The sequence below is a fragment of the Streptomyces sp. SM11 genome, from assembly GCF_002910905.1.
Classification (GTDB): domain Bacteria; phylum Actinomycetota; class Actinomycetes; order Streptomycetales; family Streptomycetaceae; genus Streptomyces.
The window spans coordinates 1-14826 of record NZ_NEUE01000132.1 but is presented as its reverse complement, the minus strand read 5'-3'; the positions used below and the strand labels follow the sequence as shown (position 1 = coordinate 14826).

The following is a 14826-nucleotide window of genomic DNA, read 5'->3' as shown; positions in this document are numbered from 1 at the left end:
GGGGACGACACGTGCGGCCTCGGCGCGCTTGTCCTGCCGGACGGTCCAGGCCCACACGGCGACCGGGGAGAGGGATATCGCCAGGCCAAGCGTCGCCCAGGTCCGCATCGCGACATGGGTGTGGTCGAGGTAGACGGACGCGGCGAGCGAGGAGAGCAGGACCGCCGCCCAGGTGAGATGGATACGGAAGGTGAGCAGCCGGTCCGGGGACGCCTGGCCGCCCTTGGGCGTGACGACGAACCGGCCGTCGGTGCGCAGCACGGCCGAGCCGAGCGACTTCAGGTAGATCGGCGCGGAGAGCGCGGACATGGCCATGCCCGCGAGTCCGCCGGAGCCCTCGGGCTCGTGCGGGGAGACGTTGTGCCGGCGGTTCCAGAGGTAGAGCCCGATCTGGAGGGCGGCGGCGTCGCTGTAGAGCATCAGCCAGATGGAGGCGGCGACCTGGGTGCCGGACGCCCCGAACCAGAGGAAGAGCACACAGCTGAGGACGCCGAGCAGCCAGTTGACGGCGGTCATCGGGTAGTAGACGAGCATCAGCGTGTAGCTGAGGAGGCGGCCGGGGGGCACCCGGAACAGCGCCTTGCCGTACTGCTTGAACAGCGTCTCGTACGTTCCCCGGGACCAGCGCAGCTGCTGGGTGAAGAAGTCCGTCCAGGAGGCGGGCCCCTCGCCCACGGCCAGCACGTCGGGGGTGTAGACGGAACGCCAGTAGTGCCCGGTGCGCGGGTTGCGGCGGCGGTGGATCTCGAAGCCGGTGGCCATGTCCTCGGTGATGGAGTCGTACAGGCCGCCGACCTGCCGCAGCGCGGCGATGCGGACGACGTTGTTGGTGCCGACGAACATCGGGGCGCCGTAGCGGTTGCCCGCGCGCTGGATCAGGGCGTGGAAGAGGAACTGCTGCGACTCTGCGGCCTTGGTGACGGCCGAGTCGTAGTTCCCGTAGACCTGCGGCCCGACGACGAAGGCGACGTCCGGGTCGCGGAAGTAGCCCATCATCCGCTCCAGGAAGTTAGGCATGGGCACGTGGTCGGTGTCGACGGAGGCGAAGAAGTCGTAGTCGCAGCCGTGCAGGGCGATCCAGGCGTTGTAGTTGCCGTGCTTCGTCTTCGCCTTGTGGACGCCCTTGTCCCGGTTCCACTCGGGGACCCCGCGCCGGGTGAAGTGGTGGACGCCCAGTTCGGCGCAGAGCATCCGGGCCCCGGGGTCGTCGCCCTCGTCGAGCAGCCAGACGTCCAGCGGGCCGGAGTGCTTCAGGCGTACGGCGCCCTTGAGGGTGGTGCGGACCATGGAGAGCGGTTCCTTGCCGGGGACGTACGTGGTCAGGAAGGCGACCTTGGTGCCGGGCTCGGGCGTCACCGGGACCGGGTCCCGCGCGACAAGCGTGGCGTGCGCGATGGAGACCACGTTGACCAGCATGAACAGCTCGATCAGGGCGATCGACACCAGCATCACGGTGTCGGCGACGACCAGCCAGCGCTCCCCGTTCTCCCGCTCGGTCCAGTGCGTGGGCCAGACCAGGTACAGCAGCAGGATGCCCGTGAGCACCGGGGCCAGCGTCATCAGCAGGACGGCTCTTATTCGGTGCTTCTCCGTCGAGAGCAGGCTCTTGTACCGCACCCGGTACCCCGTCGGATCCGGCTCAGTGAGCGGACCCGCGAGCCGGCTGTAGGTGTCGTAGTCGTAGCCCTCCGACCGCACCGTGCCTCCCACTGTCGAACGGGTTGATATCCCCACAGAAGGGGACAGCTAACGGCGTGTCGACTTGGCAGGTCCGAGTGAGCGGTTTTTGGTCCGGAGCCGGAAAAACCCCCGGCCGTGTGGCACCGGGGGCTTTTCGGGTGAATACGGGATGTTCCGTGCGGATGGTGCGTCAGGAAGCGAGGTGACGCTCCACGGTCTCGACCTTGGAGGTGAGTCCGTCGGTGACGCCGGGCCGGATGTCGGCCTTCAGCACCAGGGAGACACGGCCGGCGCGGGCCTCGACGGCGGCCACGGCGCGCTTGACGACGTCCATGACCTCGTCCCACTCGCCCTCGATCGAGGTGAACATGGCATCGGTGCGGTTGGGGAGCCCGGATTCGCGGACGACGCGCACGGCGTCGGCGACGTACTCCCCGACGTCCTCGCCGACACCGAGCGGGGAGACCGAGAACGCGACGATCATGCGCTGACCGTGCCCTCGCGGCGGGCGCGGGCGGCAATGACGCCGTCGGCCTCGTAACCCTTCAGGAGCTTGTCGCCGTAGAGCCCTCCGAAGGGGATCAGGGACAGGACGAAGAAGAGCGCGACGCGCTTGAGCGGCCACTTGGCCTTCATCCAGACGTCGAGCAGGAACACGGCGTAGATCACGAAGAGCACGCCGTGGATCATGCCGAGCGGCATCATCAGGAAGTCGATGTCCGAGACGCGACTGAGGACCGAGCCGAAGAGGATCAGGGCGGGGAAGGACAGCGCCTCGGGAATCGAGATGAGGCGCAGCCGGTGCAGGGCGGAAGCGGTCTTGATGTCCACAGGGGCACCTTCGGTGGGAGGGTCGCGAGGGCTTGTGAACCCAGGCACAAGCCGCCCTCATTGTGGCATCGCGCCGGTCCGCCCCCGGCAGCGGGGGCCGCCCCGTCCGCCGGTGCGCGTATCGCCGCATACCAGGGCCGGTCCGGGTGCGCATCAGGGGAGCATCAGGGGCGTAACGGTTCGGAAGGGTCTGGCCGTGCGCGGGGCGGAGGGCTACCGTCATCACGTGGCGATGTTCCGACTCCAAGGCAGCAAGACGCTCGCCGTCGATCTGGCCGGCGATGCCGTCAAGGCGAAGAACGGCTCGATGGTCGCGTACGACGGCCGGATGACCTTCAAGAAGATGACCGGCGGCGGTGAGGGGATACGCGGCATGGTGACCCGCCGGCTGACCGGCGAACAGATGACGGTGATGGAGGTGTCCGGGCAGGGCACCTGCTACTTCGCCGACCGGGCGAGCGAGATCAACCTCGTCTCACTGCACGGCGACACGCTGTACGTGGAGTCGAGCAATCTACTGGCCACCGACGCCGGGCTGCGCACGGGCACGACGTTCACCGGGCTGCGCGGCGGGGCGAGCGGCAACGGCCTGTTCACCACCACGGTGGAGGGCACCGGGCAGGCGGCGATCATGTCGGACGGCGCGGCGGTGCTGCTGCGGGTGTCGCCGCAGTATCCGCTGATGGTCGACCCCGGCGCGTACATCGCCCACCAGGGCCGGCTCCAGCAGAACTTCCAGGCGGGGGTGAACTTCCGGACGCTGATGGGCGAGGGCTCCGGCGAGGCGTTCCAGATCCGCTTCGAGGGCGACGGCCTCGTCTACGTGCAGCCGAGCGAGCGCAACACCGTCGGGGGCGATGTCTGATGCCGTTCCGGGAGATCAACTCCAAGATGGTCGAGGCCACCCTGGCCCCGGGCCAGAAGCTGTTCAGCCAGCGCGGCGCGATGCTGGCGTACCGGGGCGAGGTGTCCTTCACCCCGAACATCCAGGGCGGTCAGGGCGGCGTCGCGTCGATGATCGGCCGCCGGGTGGCGGGCGAATCGACGCCGCTGATGACGGTCGAGGGCGCGGGCACGGTGATGTTCGGCCACGGCGGCCACCACATCCAGGTGATCGAGCTGGCGGGCGACACCCTGTACGTGGAGGCCGACCGGCTGCTCGCGTTCGACGGGACCCTCCAGCAGGGCACGATGTTCATGGGCTCGCAGGGCGGGGTGATGGGCATGGTGCGCGGCCAGGTGACCGGCCAGGGCCTGTTCACCACCACCCTCAAGGGGCACGGCGCGGTCGCGGTGATGGCGCACGGCGGGGTGATCGAACTGCCGATCACCCCGGGCCGGGACGTCCATGTCGACCCGCAGGCGTACGTCGCCCACCACGGCGAGGTCCGCAACAAGCTGTCCACGGCGGTCGGCTGGCGGGACATGGTGGGACGGGGCTCCGGCGAGGCGTTCCAGCTGGAGCTGAGCGGCAGTGGTGCGGTGTACGTCCAGGCGTCGGAGGAGAAGCTGTGAGCACGCCCGTGGTCTTCGACCCCATGACGCTGCCGTCGGACGACAACGTCAACTCCTACACCTTCTGCGTGGAGCTCAAGGGGAGCCGGTGGTTCCTGCAGAAGGGCAAGATGATCGCCTACTACGGGCAGATCCAGTTCGACGGCATCGGGCACGGCCGGTTCGAGCGGCTGGTGCGCTCCAGCTTCCATTCGCCGCTGCACGCGAGCGACTGGGTGGTGGCCGAGGGCAGCGGGAAGATGCTGCTGGCGGACCGGGCGTTCGATGTGAACTCCTTCGACCTGGAGGACGGCAACCTCACCATCCGGTCCGGGAACCTGCTGGCGTACCAGCCGACGATGGCGCTGAAGCAGTCGATCGTGCCGGGGTTCGTGACGCTGATCGGCACGGGGAAGTTCGTGGCCGCGTCGAACGGCCCGGTGGTGTTCATGGAGCCGCCGCTGCGGGTGGATCCACAGGCGCTGGTGGGCTGGGCCGACTGCCCCTCCCCGTGCCACCACTACGACCACGGCTATATGACGGGCGTGATGGGCGGTATCCGGTCACTCACGGGGATCGGCGGAACGTCGGGCGAGGAGCACCAGTTCGAGTTCGTCGGGGCGGGCACGGTGCTGCTCCAGTCGAGCGAGGCCCTGATGGCGGAGCAGGCGACGGGCGCACCGCCGAACGAGCCGGGTGTCCCGGGCGGCGGGGGTCAACACGGATCAGCCCCGCGCATGCCCGGCCAGCTGGGGGACCTCCAGCGTCGCTTCGGGTTGTGAGCGGTAGTCTGCGGAGTGTGACGTCGAACGTCTGCGCCCAGCCGTCGGTGCTTGCCGACGGGCCTGTCGGCACTCCGGCACGCCGGGGGTGCCGGTCGTCACACTCCCCAATTTCGTCCGGCTTTCAACTTCTTAGGTAGAATCCATATATGGAGACCGAGACGGCCACCCGCTGGCTGAGCGACACGGAGCAGTGCGCCTGGCGCACCCACCTGGACGTCAGCAGGCTGCTGATGCACCAGCTGGAGAAGGACCTCCAGCCGTTCGGCCTGACCATGAACGACTACGAGATCCTGGTCAACCTCTCCGAATCGGACGACCAGCGGATGCGGATGAGCGACCTCGCCGCCGCCACCCTTCAGTCCAAGAGCCGGCTCTCGCACCAGATCACCCGCATGGAGACCGCCGGACTGGTCCGCCGCACCCACTGCGAATCGGACCGGCGCGGACTGTTCGCGGTCCTCACCGAGCACGGCGCGGAGACCATGCGGAAGGTCGCCCCGCACCATGTCGCCTCGGTGCGGCAGCACTTCATGGACCTGCTGTCCCCCGAGGCGCTCGCCGACCTGCACGCGGCACTGACCCCGATCGCGGAACACCTGCGCGGCAAGCGCGGCAAGCTGTAGGCCCGCGCCGTCAGGCGGAGCGGGGCAGCCACATCCGGAAGGCCGCACCGCCCCCGTCCGCCCGGTGCACCGTCAGCGTCCCGCCGTGGCGCGAGGCGACGTCCCGGGCGATGGCCAGGCCGAGGCCGGCGCCGCCGTCGTCCCGGCTGCGGGCGTCGTCGAGCCGGACGAACCGTTCGAAGATCCGCTCCCACTCGCCCTCGGGAATGCCGTCCCCGTCGTCCCGGACCTCCACCCGCACGCCGCGCCCGTCGGCCGCCACCGACACCGCGACGCTCTCCCCGGCGTGCCGCTGGGCGTTGTCCAGCAGGTTGCCGATCACCCGGGACAGCTGCCCGCGCGACCCGTTCACCTCGAACGCACCGCCCTCCGGCACCTGGACCGTCACCGGAATCCGGTCCCCGGTGCGCTGCGACACCTCCTCCCGGACCAGCGCGCCCAGCTCCACCGTGGCGCTCCCGGGCCTCTCCCCCGCGTCCAGCCGGGCCAGCAGCAGCAGGTCCGCCGCCAGCACCTGGAGGCGTACGGTGTCGGCGACCGCGCCCGGGAGATCGAGCAGCTCCGGGTGGGCCTCGGCCACCTCCAGCTGGGTGCGCAGCGAGGCGATCGGGGAGCGCAGCTCGTGCGAGGCGTCCGCGACGAACCGCCGCTGCCGCTCCACGGACGCCTCCAGGACGGTGAGCGTCTCGTTCGTCGTCCGGGCCAGCCGGGCGATCTCGTCCCGCGAACCGGGCTCCGGCACCCGGCGGGCCAGGTCCTCGGACGCGGTGATCGCCGCCAGCTCGCGGCGGATGCCCTCGACCGGCCGCAGTGCACGCCGGGTCACCAGCCAGGTCACCCCGGCGACGACCACCAGAAGCACCGGCAGCCCGGTGAGCATGGCCCCGCGCACCGTGTTCACCGCCTCCTGCTCGGCGGCGAGCGGTGCGCCCGCGTACACGGTGAGGGTGACGCCGTCGGGGGTGGTCGCCTCGACGGCGGCGAAGCGGTAGTCGGCGGTGGTGCGGTCGACGGTGGCGGTGCCGTCGGAGAAGTCCGGGTCGTCGGAGGAGACCTCTCCCCGGCCGGGGCGGCTGCCGTCATCATCATCATCGTCATCGTCATCGTCGCCGGGCGACGGGGAGGCCCCCGCCGGGGCCGAGGGCACCGGGGTGACACCGGACGTGCCGGTGCCGGTGACGGCCCGCAGGTCCTTGGAGACGATGACGACCCGGCCCCCCTCGTCGGTCACCTGGACCGGGTGGTCCTCCTCGTCGTCCAGTTCCACGTCGTCGTACGGAGTGCCCGTGGCGAGCTGTCCGGCCGCCTCGCGGGCCGCCACCTCGGCCTGGAGGTCCGCCTGGTCGATCAGGTTGGCCCGCAGGACCAGGAGGACGGCCAGGCCGGCCCCGACCAGGGCGACGGCGACGACCAGGGTGGCCCCGATGGCGGCCCTGGCCCGTACGGACCTCACTTCGCCTCCAGCCGGTAGCCCGCGCCGCGCACGGTGCGGATGGCGGTGGCGCCGAGCTTGCGGCGCAGGGTGGAGACGTAGACCTCGACGATGTTCGGGTCGCCGTCGTAGGCGAAGTCCCAGACGTGCTCCAGGATCTCCGCCTTGCTGACCACCTGGCCCGCGCGCAGGGCGAGTTGCTCCAGCACCGCGAACTCCTTGGCGGTGAGCGCGATCTCGTCCTCGCCGCGGACCACCCGGCGGGCGGCGGTGTCGATGCGCAGGGACCCGACGGTCAGGACCGGTGCGGCGGTTCCGGCCCCCCGGCGGCGCAGCAGGGCGCGGACCCGGGCGACGAGGACGATGTAGCTGAAGGGCTTGGTCAGGTAGTCGTCGGCGCCGGTGTCCAGGCCCTCGGCCTCGTCGTACTCGCCGTCCTTGGCGGTCAGCATGAGGATCGGCACCTCGTGGCCGGCGGCGCGCAGGTTCGAGCAGACGCGGTAGCCGTTCATGCCGGGCAGCATGATGTCGAGGATCACCAGGTCGTAGGCGCCCTCGCTCGCCCGGTGGAGCCCCTCAAGGCCGTCGTGCACGACATCCACGGCGAAACCCTCGGCGGTGAGTCCCCTGGCCAGGGACACCGCGAGGCGCTTCTCGTCCTCCACGATCAACAGGCGCATGCGCACAGCCTCGCAAACTCGACCTGAAGGCGCCTTCAGGTGGCTTCAGGTGGCGTTCAGCATCGCCCCGGCAGTGTGGGTCACGTCGAACAGCACAGCAGCTCTCGGGGAGGAACCTCATGAAGCGCAACGTCACCGTCGCGGCGATCACCGCGGCCGTTCTGATCGGCGGCGCCACCGCCGCCACCGTCGCCTTCGCGGACGGCGACGGCGACCGCGACCGTACGCCCGCCAGGAGCGTGAGCTCCGTGAGCCTCGCCGACGACGGGGCCGACGACCGGGCCCCGGCCGCCGCGAAGACCACTCGGATCTCCCTCGACCGGGCCGTCGCCGCCGCCCTGAAGAGCGTCCCGGGCACGGTCACCGAGGCCGAGCTGGACGATGACGACGACGACCACGACGGCCGGGCGGTCTGGGAGCTGGACGTCCGCGGGTCCGACAAGCAGTGGCACGATGTCACGGTGGACGCCGGCAACGGCAAGGTCCTCAAGACCCGCGACGACGACAACGACGACCGCGACCGCCACGCGCCCCGCGCCTCCGCCGTCACCCTGAACCAGGCGGCGGCCGCGGCCCTGAAGAGCGCGCCGGGCAGCGTCACCTCGATCGACCTGGACGACGATGACGACGACGACAACCGCCGGGGCGGTGTCCTGCGCTGGGACGTCGACATCACGGGCACGGACGGCAGGCAGCACGAACTGCGCGTCGACGCGAAGACCGGCAAGGTCACCGTGGACCGCGACGACGACGGTGACGACGACCGGGACGACCGCGATGACCGGGACGGCGACGACAGCTGACCGCCGCTCAGCACCTCCGAGGCGCCATGGGCCCCGTACCGCAGCAGCGGTTCGGGACCGTTCCCCGGTGTTCCCCCGCCCGTCCCGGAGGGTTCACGTGCGGCTTTCCGCGCCCGGGAGCATGTTCACACGATCTGGAATCGGGTACGCCCCCTGGTCGCACCACCCAGTACACCTCCGGCCGGGCCCGACCGGACAACCATCGCGATCAAGCCATACCCCGAAGGGGCCGGAACAGTGGCTTCCCACCACAGCGTCTTCATCCACCCCGGTCTCCCCGAGGAGACGCTGACAGCGGATGTGGCGACGGCTTCCGGCGGACGGTTGCGCCCGGTCTCCCACGGACCGGTGGACTACAGCGCGGACCTCGTTGACGCGGCGCTCGAACTGGAGCTGAGCCACGACTACGAAGAAGACCGGGGCATCCCGTTCGACCGTTACCAAGCCGTCGTCACCGTACGGGACTTCGGGGGCGACAAGGACCGGGAGCGGGGCGAGGCCGAACGCGTCTTCAGCCGGCTGGCGGATCTGCAGCGGTATTAGCTGGTCCTCGTCTTCGACCTTCAGACCGTCATCGCCACCGCCGCCCCTCCGAAGCGGGAAGCGTTCGACACCGCCTGACGCCACAGGCGCCCGCCCCCGACCGAACTCTCCGTCGCCCGGACCGCCCGGATCGGACGGTCCACCTCATAAGGACGAACCGACATGCTCGACAAGCGGGAAGCCGAACGCGGAGCCGAGGAATTCCTCGCCTCCGCGAGCAGATCCTGGGGCCCGTCCTCGAACGTCCGGATCATTGCCGAGTACTGCTTCATCGAAGGTGGGCAGTACATCGCTCCCTACGACCACGTCGCGTATCTCGACCACGGTCGTGAGGACATGCAGTTGGGAGGGAATCTGCCGGTAGCCGTTGATGTGGCGACCGGATCGTGCCGATTCATCGACTGGGACGAGGCGGAAGCCCTCATGGACCGCGGTCTGCTCTGAAGCGGGCGGCGCCCTCGTCCGCCGGAGCGTACCGGAAGGGTCCCGTCCACAACTCCTGCTGAGGACCGACCAGTGATCAGTGACGAACGGGCGGCCGAACTGGCCCGGAGGCACGTGGATGAGGATCCCCTCAACGACGGGGTGCGGCTGGTACCCGTCGGCGGCCACACCGCCGTGGTCGGCGACTACGCCTACTTCGGCTATCAGGACCGTCGCTACCTGGAGACCGGCGACCCGTCGTTCATGGTGATCGGGACCGGCCCTGTCCGGGTCGATCTGGTGACAGGCGAGTGCACGACGCTCGGTGCCGTGGAAGCCGCGGGGATGGATCTGTTCGAGACCGATGAGCTCGCTCTCCTCGGACCGGGCGGATGGCGGATCGTCGCACCCGAACTCATGGACGCCTGGCGGGGGGCGTTCGACCAGGAGCCGGCCGCTGCCGATCCGTCGGTGGCCTGCCCCGGGTGCGGGGCGGCGGATCTCCACCGCTGGTACCGGGAGGACGGTCCGCTGGACGCGGTCATCGACGGAGTCCGCGCCGTCGCGTACGCCTGGCGGACGGAGTGGTGCGCCTCCTGCCACATCTGTTACGAGGACGGCGACAGCTTCCTGCCGGAGTACTGGCGGTCCCCGTACGAGGTGCCCGAGGCGTACGCGATGAAGTTCGCCCCGCGGTACGTCGAAGCCGCCCGTCAGGCCGAGCGGGCGGCCCACGAGGGGCATCCGGCACAGGACGGCTGACGGGGACGCCGGTCGCCCTGCACGTACACAAGAAGGCCCCGAGGGCGGCCGCGCAGCCCAAGACCACCCGCGGGGCCTTCAGCGCCTGCTCAGGAGCCCCCCGTCAGCCCCGCCACCAGCTCGTCCGCCGCCGCGTACGGGTCCATGCTCCCCGCCACGATGCGCTCGGCCAGGGCGTGCAGGCGGCGGTCGCCGCGCAGGTCGGCGATCCTCTCGCGGAGCGCGGTGACGGCGATCGTCTCGACCTCGTGCGCGGCGCGGGCGGTGCGGCGCTCGGCCAGGACGCCGTGCTCCTCCATCCAGGCCCGATGCTTCTCCAGGGCCTCGACGACCTCGTCGGTGCCCTGGCCCCGGGCGGCGACCGTCTTCACGATCGGGGGGCGCCAGTCGCCGGGGCCCCGGGACTCCCCCAGGCCCAGCATGTGGTTCAGCTCGCGGGCGGTGGCGTCCGCGCCGTCCCGGTCCGCCTTGTTGACCACGTAGACGTCGCCGATCTCCAGGATTCCGGCCTTGGCCGCCTGGATGCCGTCGCCCATGCCCGGGGCGAGCAGCACGACGGAGGTGTCGGCCTGGGAGGCGATCTCCACCTCGGACTGACCGACGCCGACCGTCTCGACGAGGATCACGTCGCAGCCCGCCGCGTCCAGCACCCGGATGGCCTGCGGCGCGGACCAGGCGAGGCCGCCCAGGTGGCCCCGGGTCGCCATCGAGCGGATGTAGACGCCGGGGTCGGAGACGTGGTCCGACATCCGGATCCGGTCGCCGAGCAGGGCACCGCCGGAGAACGGCGAGGACGGGTCGACGGCGAGGACGCCGACCCGCTTGCCCGCCCGGCGGTAGGCGGTGACCAGGGCCGAGGTGGAGGTGGACTTGCCGACGCCCGGCGAGCCCGTCAGACCGACGACGTAGGCGTGGCCGGCCAGCGGCGCCAGCGCGGCCATCACCTCCCGCAGCTGCGGGGACGCCCCCTCCACCAGCGAGATCAGCCGGGCCACCGCACGCGGCCTGCCTGCTCGCGCCTGTTCGACCAGCGTGGGGACGTCCACGTCCACGTTCACCGCTCCGTATCCCTTGTCCTCGTGACCGTTACGGGTACTACTTGCCCGGAACGCGGATGATCAACGCGTCGCCCTGACCGCCGCCGCCGCACAGCGCCGCCGCGCCGGTGCCGCCGCCGCGCCGCTTCAGCTCCAGGGCCAGGTGCAGGACGACCCGGGCGCCGGACATCCCGATGGGGTGGCCGAGCGCGATGGCGCCGCCGTTGACGTTGACCTTGTCCGAGGTGACGCCCAGGTCCTTCATGGACTGGACCGCGACGGCGGCGAACGCCTCGTTGATCTCGATCAGGTCGAGGTCCTCGACGGCCAGGCCGTCCTTCTTCAGGGCGTGCCGGATGGCGCCGGAGGGCTGCGACTGGAGGGAGTTGTCGGGGCCGGCGACGTTTCCGTGGGCGCCGATCTCGGCGATCCAGTCGAGGCCCAGCTCCTCGGCCCTGGCCTTGCTCATCACGACGACCGCGGCGGCGCCGTCGGAGATCTGCGAGGAGGTGCCGGCGGTGATCGTGCCGTCCTTGGCGAAGGCGGGACGCAGCTTGCCGAGGGTCTCCACGGTCGTCTCGGCGCGGATGCCCTCGTCCTTGGCGAAGAGGACCGGGTCGCCCTTGCGCTGCGGGATCTCGACCGGGGTGATCTCCGCCTCGAAGAGCCCGTTCTTCTGGGCGGCGGCGGCCCGCTGGTGGGACAGCGCGCCGATCTCGTCCTGGGCGGCACGGTCGAGCCCGAGACGGCCGTTGTGCTTCTCGGTGGACTCGCCCATCGGGATGTTCTCGTAGGCGTCGGTGAGACCGTCGTACGCCATCGAGTCCAGCATCTCGATCGCGCCGTACTTGTAGCCCTCGCGGGACTTCGGCAGCAGGTGCGGGGCGTTGGTCATGGACTCCTGGCCGCCCGCGACCACCACGTCGAACTCCCCGGCGCGGATGAGCTGGTCGGCCAGCGCGATGGCGTCGAGCCCGGACAGGCACACCTTGTTGACGGTGAGCGCGGGGACGTTCATCGGGATGCCGGCCTTGATCGCGGCCTGCCGGGCGGGAATCTGGCCCGCGCCGGCCGTGAGCACCTGGCCCATGATCACGTACTGGACCTGGTCACCGCCGATGCCGGCCCGGTCCAGGGCGGCCTTGATCGCGAAGCCTCCGAGGTCGGCGGCGGAGAAGCTCTTCAGGGAGCCGAGGAGACGGCCCATGGGCGTCCGGGCGCCCGCGACGATCACTGAGGTGGTGGTACCGGTCGTTGCTGGCATGGGCACGGCCCCTTGGGATCGGATGTGAACGAGGGTTTACTTGAATGTACTGAGCGGCACCGCGCCCGTCATCCGGCAACCGGTGTGACGGCGCGCACGTTGCGTAACCATGGCGGTAGCGCTGCACTGGATCCATGCTGACGCGAATCGACCACATCGGGATCGCCTGTTTCGACCTGGACAGGACGGTCGAGTTCTACCGTGCCACGTACGGGTTCGAGGTGTTCCACTCCGAGATCAACGAGGAGCAGGGCGTCCGGGAGGCGATGCTCAAGATCAACGAGACCTCGGACGGCGGGGCTTCGTACCTCCAGCTGCTGGAGCCGACCCGGGAGGACTCGGCCGTGGGCAAGTGGCTGGCGAAGAACGGGGAGGGCGTGCACCACATCGCCTTCGGTACCGAGGACGTGGACGGGGACGCCGCGGACATCCGCGAGAAGGGCGTCCGGGTGCTGTACGACGAGCCCAGGACGGGGTCCATGGGGTCCCGGATCACCTTCCTGCACCCCAAGGACTGCCACGGCGTCCTCACCGAACTGGTCACGAGCAGGGCGGAGCACTGACCACCGCATACCCGGCCCGGTAGAGTGGGCGGTTCCGGGCCGGGGCCGGGTCGGGGCCGTGCCACGTCCTCGTCGTTTGTCTGTCACCATTCCCCGGGGGACCGCTCGCCGGCGAGCAGTGCTCGTGCGGAGAGTTACGACCAGGGTTGGGGTCTCCCCCGCTCGACGAGTTGAGAGCTCGGGGAAGGATGGGACCGCGCAGTGCGGGGCTACGAACGCCAGGAGAGCCACCGGGCTGAAGACGACCATCTCTCGCGGTTCGAAGCCGAGATGGACCGGCTGAAGACCGACCGGGAGAAGGCCGTCCAGCACGCCGAGGACCTCGGTTACCAGGTCGAGGTCTTGCGCGCCAAGCTGCACGAGGCCCGGCGGAATCTCGCGACCCGTCCCGCCTACGACAGCGCGGACATCGGCTACCAGGCCGAACAGATGCTGCGGAACGCGCAGGTCCAGGCCGAGCAGATGCGCGGCGACGCCGAGCGCGAGCTGCGCGAGGCCCGGGCTCAGACGCAGCGGATCCTGCAGGAGCACGCCGAGCACCAAGCGCGCCTGCAGGCCGAGTTGCACACCGAGGCCGTCCAGCGCAGGCAGCGGCTCGACCAGGAGCTGGCGGAACGCCGCCAGACCGTCGAGTCGCACGTCAACGAGAACGTCGCCTGGGCCGAACAGCTGCGCGCCCGCACCGAGTCGCAGGCCCGCCGGCTGCTGGAGGAGTCCCGCGCCGAGGCCGAGCAGGCGCTGGCCGCCGCCCGCGACGAGGCCGCCCGGCTGGCCGAGGAAACCCGGCGGCGCACCGGCTCGGAGACCGAGGCCGCCAGGACCGAAGCCGAAGCGATCCTGCTGCGCGCCCGCAAGGACGCCGAGCGCCTCGTCGGGGCCGCCTCCGCCCAGGCGCAGGAGGCCACCAGCCACGCGGAGCAGCTGCGTTCCAGCACCACCGCGGAGACCGACCAGGCCCGCCGGCAGACCGCCGAGCTGAACCGCACCGCCGAGCAGCGCCTCTCGGAGGCCGAGACCCGGCTGCGCGAGTCCCGCCTGGAGGCCGAGAAGCTCCTCTCCGAGGCGAAGGAGGCCGCCGCCAAGCAGCTGACCGCCGCCGAGTCGCAGAACGAACAGCGCACCCGTACGGCCAAGTCGGAGATCGCCCGGCTGGTCGGCGAGGCCACCAAGAACACCGAGGTACTGAAGGAAGAGGCCGAGCAGGCGCTCGTCGACGCCCGGGCCGAGGCGGAGCGGCTGGTCGCCGAGGCGGGCGAGAAGGCCCGTACGGTCGCCGCCGAGGACGCCGCCGCCCAACTCGCGAAGGCCGCCCGCAGCGCCGAGGAGGTGCTCACCAAGGCCTCCGAGGACGCCCGGTCGACGACGAAGGCGGCGAGCGAGGAGGCCGAGCGGATCCGCCGCGAGGCGGAGGCCGAGGCGGACCGGCTGCGCGGCGAGGCCGCCGAGCAGGCCGACGAGCTCAAGGGCGCGGCCAAGGACGACACCAAGGAGTACCGGGCCAAGACGGTCGAGCTCCAGGAGGAGGCCCGCCGGCTACGCGGCGAGGCCGAGCAGCTGCGCTCCGAGGCGGTCGCCGAGGGCGAGCGGATCCGGGGCGAGGCCCGCCGCGAGGCGGTCCAGCAGCTGGAGGAGGGCGCCCGCACCGCCGAGGAGCTGCTGACCGAGGCCCGCTCCGACGCGGACGAGCTGCGCACCAACGCGAACGGCGAGAGCGAGCGCATCCGCACCGAGGCCGCCGAGCGGGCCGCGACCCTCCGCAAGCAGGCCGAGGAGACGCTGGAGCGCACCCGGGCCGAGGCCGACAAGCTGCGGGCCGAGGCCGAGGAGCAGGCGGCGGCCGTCACGGAGGCGGCCGAGCGGGCCGCGGCCGAGCTGCGCGAGGAGACCGAGCGCGGCGTCGCCGCCC

At 71.0% G+C, this 14826-nt stretch carries 16 protein-coding genes and 1 pseudogene; 10 read left to right on the top strand and 7 right to left on the bottom strand.

What is annotated here, in order from left to right; all coding sequences use genetic code 11:
• From B9S58_RS10010 to B9S58_RS10000, 3 genes are all read right to left on the bottom strand, one after another.
• The coding region (locus B9S58_RS10010; RefSeq protein WP_258044286.1) for a cellulose synthase catalytic subunit at nucleotides 1–1698 on the bottom strand (1698 nt) is incomplete at its 3' end.
• A 172-nt stretch (nucleotides 1699–1870) separates the two neighbouring features.
• On the bottom strand, nucleotides 1871–2164 hold the full coding sequence (locus B9S58_RS10005; protein WP_030079249.1) for an MTH1187 family thiamine-binding protein: 294 nt from the start codon (nucleotides 2162–2164) through the stop codon (nucleotides 1871–1873).
• A complete protein-coding gene (locus B9S58_RS10000; protein ID WP_103531759.1) occupies nucleotides 2161–2511 on the bottom strand; it encodes a DUF3817 domain-containing protein in 351 nt (116 codons plus the stop codon). Before B9S58_RS10000 ends, B9S58_RS10005 begins: the two co-directional genes overlap by 4 nt.
• Before the next feature lie 232 nt (nucleotides 2512–2743).
• Between B9S58_RS10000 and B9S58_RS09995 the strand changes: the two genes are divergently transcribed.
• The 4 genes from B9S58_RS09995 to B9S58_RS09980 all read left to right on the top strand — a co-directional run bounded on the left by B9S58_RS09995 (nucleotide 2744) and on the right by B9S58_RS09980 (nucleotide 5413).
• Complete coding sequence (locus B9S58_RS09995; protein ID WP_103531785.1) at nucleotides 2744–3376, top strand: AIM24 family protein; 633 nt, start codon at nucleotides 2744–2746, stop codon at nucleotides 3374–3376.
• Nucleotides 3376–4026 carry an AIM24 family protein gene (locus tag B9S58_RS09990; protein ID WP_103531758.1) on the top strand — a complete coding sequence of 217 codons (651 nt, stop codon included), beginning with the start codon at nucleotides 3376–3378 and terminating at the stop codon, nucleotides 4024–4026. The genes B9S58_RS09995 and B9S58_RS09990 overlap by 1 nt, the downstream gene beginning before the upstream one ends.
• Complete coding sequence (locus B9S58_RS09985) at nucleotides 4023–4787, top strand: AIM24 family protein (protein ID WP_103531757.1); 765 nt, start codon at nucleotides 4023–4025, stop codon at nucleotides 4785–4787. Before B9S58_RS09990 ends, B9S58_RS09985 begins: the two co-directional genes overlap by 4 nt.
• Nucleotides 4788–4936: 149 nt before the next feature.
• The gene (locus B9S58_RS09980) at nucleotides 4937–5413 is read left to right on the top strand and encodes a MarR family winged helix-turn-helix transcriptional regulator (protein ID WP_003966219.1); all 477 of its coding nucleotides are present in this window, start codon (nucleotides 4937–4939) and stop codon (nucleotides 5411–5413) included.
• Between the two features lie 10 nt (nucleotides 5414–5423).
• On the opposite strand, the gene B9S58_RS09975 is transcribed toward B9S58_RS09980, so the two are convergent.
• Both B9S58_RS09975 and B9S58_RS09970 read right to left on the bottom strand, forming a co-directional pair.
• Nucleotides 5424–6866 carry a sensor histidine kinase gene (locus B9S58_RS09975; RefSeq protein ID WP_103531756.1) on the bottom strand — a complete coding sequence of 481 codons (1443 nt, stop codon included), beginning with the start codon at nucleotides 6864–6866 and terminating at the stop codon, nucleotides 5424–5426.
• Entirely contained in the window at nucleotides 6863–7525 is a 663-nt protein-coding gene (locus tag B9S58_RS09970; RefSeq protein WP_103531755.1) for a response regulator transcription factor, read from the bottom strand. Before B9S58_RS09970 ends, B9S58_RS09975 begins: the two co-directional genes overlap by 4 nt.
• A gap of 119 nt (nucleotides 7526–7644) precedes the next feature.
• Between B9S58_RS09970 and B9S58_RS09965 the strand changes: the two genes are divergently transcribed.
• From B9S58_RS09965 to B9S58_RS09950, 4 genes are all read left to right on the top strand, one after another.
• A complete protein-coding gene (locus B9S58_RS09965; protein WP_103531754.1) occupies nucleotides 7645–8328 on the top strand; it encodes a PepSY domain-containing protein in 684 nt (227 codons plus the stop codon).
• A 237-nt stretch (nucleotides 8329–8565) separates the two neighbouring features.
• Nucleotides 8566–8871, top strand: coding sequence for a hypothetical protein (locus B9S58_RS09960; protein ID WP_258044284.1), 306 nt, complete (start codon nucleotides 8566–8568; stop codon nucleotides 8869–8871).
• A 162-nt stretch (nucleotides 8872–9033) separates the two neighbouring features.
• Nucleotides 9034–9315: a hypothetical protein gene (locus tag B9S58_RS09955; RefSeq protein ID WP_103531753.1), complete on the top strand. Its 282-nt coding sequence runs from the start codon at nucleotides 9034–9036 to the stop codon at nucleotides 9313–9315.
• A gap of 72 nt (nucleotides 9316–9387) precedes the next feature.
• On the top strand, nucleotides 9388–10056 hold the full coding sequence (locus tag B9S58_RS09950; protein ID WP_103531752.1) for a hypothetical protein: 669 nt from the start codon (nucleotides 9388–9390) through the stop codon (nucleotides 10054–10056).
• Nucleotides 10057–10145: 89 nt separating this feature from the next.
• Here the strand turns inward: B9S58_RS09950 and meaB are convergent, their stop codons facing one another.
• Both meaB and B9S58_RS09940 read right to left on the bottom strand, forming a co-directional pair.
• A complete protein-coding gene (gene meaB, locus B9S58_RS09945; protein ID WP_181009254.1) occupies nucleotides 10146–11114 on the bottom strand; it encodes a methylmalonyl Co-A mutase-associated GTPase MeaB in 969 nt (322 codons plus the stop codon).
• Nucleotides 11115–11151: 37 nt separating this feature from the next.
• Complete coding sequence (locus B9S58_RS09940; RefSeq protein WP_078585263.1) at nucleotides 11152–12357, bottom strand: acetyl-CoA C-acetyltransferase; 1206 nt, start codon at nucleotides 12355–12357, stop codon at nucleotides 11152–11154.
• A gap of 134 nt (nucleotides 12358–12491) precedes the next feature.
• Here B9S58_RS09940 and mce point away from each other — a divergent pair, with 134 nt between their 5' ends.
• Together mce and B9S58_RS09930 are read left to right on the top strand one after the other, a co-directional pair.
• On the top strand, nucleotides 12492–12920 hold the full coding sequence (mce, locus tag B9S58_RS09935) for a methylmalonyl-CoA epimerase (protein ID WP_103531751.1): 429 nt from the start codon (nucleotides 12492–12494) through the stop codon (nucleotides 12918–12920).
• A 201-nt stretch (nucleotides 12921–13121) separates the two neighbouring features.
• Nucleotides 13122–14826, top strand: a pseudogene (locus B9S58_RS09930) (M protein); the annotation flags it as partial.